The organism is Hymenobacter coccineus, from assembly GCF_001816125.1.
GTDB lineage: Bacteria > Bacteroidota > Bacteroidia > Cytophagales > Hymenobacteraceae > Hymenobacter > Hymenobacter coccineus.
In genome coordinates, this window is the sequence record NZ_MDZA01000222.1 from 86,793 (window position 1) to 92,922 (window position 6,130).

Sequence of the window (6,130 nt, forward strand, 5' to 3'; positions counted from 1 at the left end):
GCCCGAGGGGCAGCGGTTCTAATGAGGTTTTGACCCGCCGTGGTCGCTACCCGCAAGCGCACACTTACTTTTCAGTCCATGCGGCACGGAAAAAAGATTAACCATTTGGGCCGGACTACCGCCCACCGCCACGCGATGCTGTCGAACATGGCAACGTCGCTCATCATGCACAAGCGCGTGACCACGACCGTTGCCAAGGCCAAGGCCCTGCGCCAGTACGTGGAGCCGCTGCTCACTAAGTCGAAAGAAGACACGACGCACTCACGCCGCTTGGTGTTTGCTCAGTTGCAGGAGAAAGAGGCCATCAAGGAATTGTTCGGTGAAGTGGCAGCTAAAATTGCCAACCGCCCCGGCGGCTACACCCGCATCATCAAGCTGAGTGCTTCGCGTCTCGGTGACAACGCCGATATGTGCGTGATTGAGCTGGTGGACTACAACGATACCCTGCTGGAAGCCAAAAATGCTACCGCTGAGAAAGCCACTACGACGCGCCGTTCGCGCCGCCGCTCGGGTGGTGTTGCTCCGGCTACCGGCGATGCCACTGTGACTTCGGCGACCGAAGTGACGGGGGAAGCCGTAGCTCCTAACGCTACCGTGCAGCAGTCGGCCCCAGAAGATACCCCCACCGAAACGGTGAAGGATGGCGAGAGCCGCGACGAGGCCAAGGCCGACGCATAAGCTTTCAAAGTTTGATTTTGAAAAGGGATGCTCCTCGCGGGGCATCCCTTTTTTTGTTGGGTTTTGGGTAAGAAAACTCGTGGGATTTTTGCGGTAGCTCATCGGAATTTTCAGTGGATTGGCGGGCTGCAAGGCGAGGCCAGCGGCAGGAGAGGCGTGCTTTGGAGTACTCCATCACCCTCTGCGCGGCCAAGCCGCTTTGCATTATGAAAGCCACTCAGATACTGCGTTACACCTTGCTTTGGACTGCGACACTGCTGCTGGGGGGCCTAGGGGCCCGGGCGCAAACTGCCGTGCCGGAATCCGTATTTGCCGGTGCTCCGGTGGAAACCATTGAGCCGGGAAGGGAGGGGTTTGCGCTGTTTGATAAGGCATTTTACGCCAATCAGTTGTTTTTGCTGGGCGAAGCGCACGGGGTGCGGGGGCCCCAGGACGTTGACTTTGCCCTGTTGAAGCACCTGAATGCCCGGGCGGGGGTGCGTACCTACGTGGCCGAAGTGGACTGTGCCAAAGCCTACTACCTGAACGAATACCTACGCACGGGCCAGGATAGCACGCTGCGGCTGGTGTTCAGGAGCTGGGCGGCTGGCCGGGCGCAATGGGCCAACCAGGAGTTCTACCAGAAAATCCAACGCATCAGGGCCCTGAACCGGACACTGCTGGCGGCGCGGCGCATCCGGTTCGTGGGGCTCGATGCGTTGCAGGATTTGCCGCTGGTGGCTGATTACCTCGCGGTGCTACTGCGTAACGCGCCGCTGGCACCTGAGCTGCGCAGCCGCGTCGATTCGGTGGTGGCGGTGTTGCGGCAGCCGGGGGCCCCGGGGCTGCTGGGGGTGGCGCGGCGGGCGCTGGCCAGCGTGGGAGCAAGGGCTGAATACGACGACTTGCGCCACGCGCTGACCAATGCGGGCTACGACCTGCGGGCCGGCCGGCGGGAGGACAACATTTTTGCCAACTTCCAGGCGCTGGTGCAGACGAAGCGGCTGGTCCACGAGAAGCTGTATGGGATGTGGGGCCTGGGCCACGTGCTGCAAAGCCCGCTGCAAAACGGCTTTTTGGACCTAGCGGCCCGCATTCGGCAAAGTGCATTGCCAATGCACGACAAGGTGGCGTCGGTGCTGTGCGTGCTCAGCGAGTGCCGGATGCTGTACCCGACGGATGGCTTGCCGGGGCCCTGGCAGGCGGCGGGGCAGCCATACACCGTCACCGATAAGTTCAACCACGACGGACCCCTGGTGACGATAACGGGCCTGGCCGACCTGAAGCAGCGCACCGCACCCGGCAGCACCACCTTAGTGTGGCTGGATGCGCCGGGGGCCGCCGCTACCCGCCAGCCCATTCAGCTGTGCTACGCGCCAGGGATGCCGCCAGAGCAGCAAATGCAGTTCCGCCCCGAACTGCCGGCCACGGCCTACGTGCAGTACCTGGTGCTGGTGCGCGGCTCGGGTCCCGTAACGCCGCTGGGGGCCCCGGCGGCGGCAACCAGCAGCCGGGGCCAGTAGCGACGTGGCCGTGTATGAGCGGCTTGGTGCATAGATTAAGCAAGGGCCCCAAGCCGGCCGCCGGTTACCTTGGCCAAGAGCAATAACTTCTTTCGCATGAATGCTTTTCCTGCCGCGCCGCGGCTTTCGCGCTCGGACCTGGGGCTGGTAGCCGCGTACTGGCTCGTGGTGGGGCCCATCCTGCTGGTGCAGTACGGGGCCGATACCGGTTGGGGCTGGGCCCGGACGCTGCCGGTGGTGGGGGCCACGGTGCTGCTGGACACGGCCACGGTGGGCCTACTGGTGGGCGGGCTGCTGCCGCTGTTCCTGCGCCGGCGGCACTGGCTGGGCCTGGCGCTGCTGCCCCTGTTCCTGTTGCTGAGCGGCTGTGCTTACTTGCGCCTCTACGGGGCCCTGCTTGGGCACGGGGGGCCGCTGTCGGGGGCGCGGCTGGTGCTGGGGGCCGTGGCCCACGCCAAAAGCTATGGCCTGCTGGCCGTGCTGCTCACGGGCAAGCGCTACTTCGAGGCCCAGCAAAAGGTGTTGCAACTGCGGCAGGCCCAAACGGAGAGCGAGCTGCGCCACCTCAAGGCCCAAATTGACCCGCACTTTCTGTTCAATAACCTCAATGTGCTGCGGGGCCTCATTCAGCACGACCCGGCCGAGGCCCACGAGTACCTCACCCGCTTCGCCGCGCTGTACCGCTTCCTCATTCGCCACAAAGACGACGATTTTGTGACGCTGGCCGAGGAGCTGCAATTCGTGGACGAATACATCTACCTGCTGCGCCACCGCTTCGGGGCGGCCTACGAGTTCCGGCAGGAGCTGCCCGCGGCGGCTGAGCTGCACCGGCTGCTGGTGGTGCCGGGCACGGTGCAGCTGCTGGTCGAAAACGCCATCAAGCACAACGCCGGCGACGACGACGACCCGCTGCGCATCACCATCGGGGCCACCGCCGGGGCCCTGCGCGTGGCCCACCCGCGTCGGCCCAAGCGCACGGCCGTCGATTCGCTGGGCACGGGGCTGGCCAACCTGCGCGAGCGGTACCGGCTGCTGGCCGGCCAGGAAATTGCCGTTACAGCCACCGCCGCCACCTTTGCCGTGGCCGTGCCGCTGGTAGCGCTGGCCCCGGGGCCCCCCAAACCTGCCTTGCGATGAACATCCTGATTCTGGAAGACGAAGAGCTGGCCGCCCGGCAAACGGTGGATTTCCTGGCCCGCGCTGGGCTGGCGCCGCCGGCCCCGCCCGTGCTGCGCAGCGTGGCCAAGGCCCTGGCCTGGCTGGAAACGCATCCCATGCCGGACCTGATTTTCTCCGACATCGAGCTGCTCGATGGCAACGTGTTTGGGCTCTACGAGCAGTTTCGGGTGACGTGCCCGGTCATTTTCACCACCGCCTACGACCAGTTTTTGTTGCCCGCGTTCCGGGGCAACGGCATCGCCTACCTGCTCAAGCCGTTCGACTACGCCCAGTTTCGGGAAGCCCTGGACAAATACCAGCTCCTGGCTGGGGGCCTCAGCGCCGGCCCCGGGGCCCCCGGGCCAGGGCACCTGGCGCTGAGCCCCGAGGTGCTGCGGGCGCTGGCCCAGGCCCTGCACCCGCCGCCGGGGCCCCAGTACAAGCAGCGGTTCTCGGTGCGGATGCGCAACGGCCTCTACGTGCTGCCCGTGGCCGACGTAGCCTACGTGCAGGCCGATGCGGGCGTGGCCTTCGCCGTGGACGCGGCCGGCGCGCGCTACCCGCTGGCCGGCACGCTGGCCGAGGTCGAGCGCCAACTCGACCCCGCCCACTTTGGCCGCCTCAACCGCTCCGAGCTGGTCAACATTGCCTTCGTGGCGCGCGTGGAGGCTTACTTCAACAACCGGCTGGCGGTGCAGCTGCGCACGAAGCCCGAGGCGGTGCTCACCACTAGCGCCGCCCAAACGCCCGAGTTCCGGCGGTGGCTGGAAGGGTAGGGGCCCGGCGCGTGTTATTTTACCGTGTTTTAAATGGCCCTAGCGGGGAGCTAAAACGGAATGAGTACCTTGCCGCCACAACGCGCCGCGGCGGGCATTGGGGCCGCCGCGGCGCGCTTTTGCAAATTTCCTCCCCAACCAAACCTCATTTTCAATGAGCATCATTTCACAAATTCACGCCCGCCAGATTTTCGATTCGCGCGGCAACCCCACCATCGAAGTTGACGTGACCACCGACAGCGGGGCCACGGGCCGCGCCGCTGTGCCCAGCGGGGCCAGCACCGGCGTGCACGAAGCCGTGGAGCTGCGCGACGGCGATAAAGCCATGTACCAAGGCAAGGGCGTGCTCAAGGCGGTTGAGAACGTGAACACCACCATCGCCGAAGAGCTGGTGGGCTTCTCGGTGTACGAGCAGGGCCTGATCGACAAGATCATGCGCGAGCTGGACGGCACCCCCAACAAGGGCAACCTCGGGGCCAACGCCATCCTGGGCGTGAGCCTGGCCGCGGCCCGCGCTGCTGCCCAGGACGCCGGCATGCCGCTGTACCGCTACGTGGGCGGCGTGGGCGCCACCACGCTGCCCGTGCCGATGATGAACATCCTCAACGGGGGTTCGCACGCCGACAACAAGATTGACTTCCAGGAGTTTATGGTGATGCCCGTGGGCGCTAGCTCGTTCAGCGAGGCGCTGCGCTGGGGCACCGACATCTTCCACACCCTCAAAACGGTGCTGAAGAAAAAGGGCTACAGCACCAACGTGGGCGACGAGGGCGGCTTTGCCCCCGACATCCAGAGCAACGAAGAAGCCATTCAGATTGTGCTGCAAGCCATCGAGCAGGCCGGCTACAAGCCCGGCGAGCAGGTGATGATTGCCCTCGACCCCGCCGCGTCGGAGTTCTTTGACGACGGCCACTACCACTTCAAAAAGAGCACCGGCGAGAAGCTGACGCCCGAGCAAATGGTGAGCTACTGGGTGGACTGGACCAAGAAGTACCCCATCATCAGCATCGAAGACGGCCTGGCCGAAGACGACTGGGCGGGCTGGAAGAGCATCACTGACCAGGTGGGCAAGAAAATCCAGCTCGTGGGCGACGACTTGTTCGTGACCAACGTGGAGCGCCTCCAGCGCGGTATCGACGAGCACATCGCCAACGCCATCCTCATCAAAGTCAACCAAATCGGTACCCTCACCGAAACCATTGACGCCGTGAGCCTGGGCCGCCGCAACGGCTACAAGTCCATCATGAGCCACCGCTCGGGCGAAACCGAAGACTCGACCATCGCCGACCTGGCCGTGGCCCTGAACACCGGCCAGATCAAAACCGGCTCGGCCTCGCGCTCCGACCGCATGGCCAAGTACAACCAGTTGCTGCGCATCGAGGAAGAGCTGGGCGAAATCGCCTATTTCCCCGGCCGCAAAATGTAGCCTGGTGCGGGCTGAGTAGGTCCGCACGGTTGAACGGTTTACAAATTGAAAAAGCCTCCGCTGTGCCGAACAGCGGGGGCTTTTGCGTAGCTTTAGGGGCCCCTAAACGGCGAACGACCGATGACAATACCCCGATTCCTGGTGCCGGTGCTGCGCGTGGTGCGCAGCTTTTACTTCCTCGTGGGCGGGGCCTTTGTGGTGTGGATGGTGGTGTTCGACGCCAACGACGTGAGCAAGCAATTCGACATCTACCGCAAGTACCAGGACCTGCTCAGCGAAAAGCAGTACTACCTCGACAACATCGAAACCGTGAAGAGTGACCGCGCCGAGCTGATGAGCAGCCCCGCACTGCTGGAGAAATTCGCCCGCGAAAAATACCTGATGAAGCGCCCCGGCGAGGACCTGTTCATCATGGTGCCCGAAGACGCCGAGGGCAAGTGAACAGGGCCCCCGGGGCCCTGTTTGGCTTACTGGCCTGGGCGGCGGCCGGCCTGGGGGCCCCCGTGGCGCGGCCCCCCGCAGGCCTACCTGGCCCGCCAGTTTCTGTTAAAAGCGTTGGCCGGCCGGCCCCGCGCCGCGCACGCCGCGCT

6 protein-coding genes are annotated in these 6,130 nt (G+C 64.7%); all 6 read left to right on the forward strand.

The window, feature by feature from the left end; all coding sequences use genetic code 11:
• Positions 1-78 precede the first annotated feature (78 nt).
• The 6 genes from rplQ (at position 79) to BEN49_RS13700 (ending at position 5,981) form a co-directional block, all read left to right on the forward strand.
• Positions 79-678, forward strand: a complete 600-nt coding sequence (gene rplQ, locus BEN49_RS13675; protein WP_070744255.1) for a 50S ribosomal protein L17 — start codon at positions 79-81, stop codon at positions 676-678.
• Between the two features lie 206 nt (positions 679-884).
• Complete coding sequence (locus tag BEN49_RS13680; RefSeq protein WP_083326084.1) at positions 885-2,180, forward strand: erythromycin esterase family protein; 1,296 nt, start codon at positions 885-887, stop codon at positions 2,178-2,180.
• Positions 2,181-2,276: 96 nt separating this feature from the next.
• Positions 2,277-3,317: a sensor histidine kinase gene (locus BEN49_RS13685; protein WP_125916855.1), complete on the forward strand. Its 1,041-nt coding sequence runs from the start codon at positions 2,277-2,279 to the stop codon at positions 3,315-3,317.
• Entirely contained in the window at positions 3,314-4,114 is an 801-nt protein-coding gene (locus BEN49_RS13690) for a LytR/AlgR family response regulator transcription factor (protein ID WP_070744261.1), read from the forward strand. The genes BEN49_RS13685 and BEN49_RS13690 overlap by 4 nt, the downstream gene beginning before the upstream one ends.
• A gap of 154 nt (positions 4,115-4,268) precedes the next feature.
• Positions 4,269-5,540 (forward strand): phosphopyruvate hydratase, encoded by a 1,272-nt coding sequence (gene eno / locus BEN49_RS13695; protein ID WP_070744263.1) that lies wholly within the window; start codon positions 4,269-4,271, stop codon positions 5,538-5,540.
• Positions 5,541-5,660: 120 nt separating this feature from the next.
• A complete protein-coding gene (locus tag BEN49_RS13700) occupies positions 5,661-5,981 on the forward strand; it encodes an FtsB family cell division protein (RefSeq protein WP_070744265.1) in 321 nt (106 codons plus the stop codon).
• The last annotated feature ends 149 nt before the right edge of the window (positions 5,982-6,130 follow it).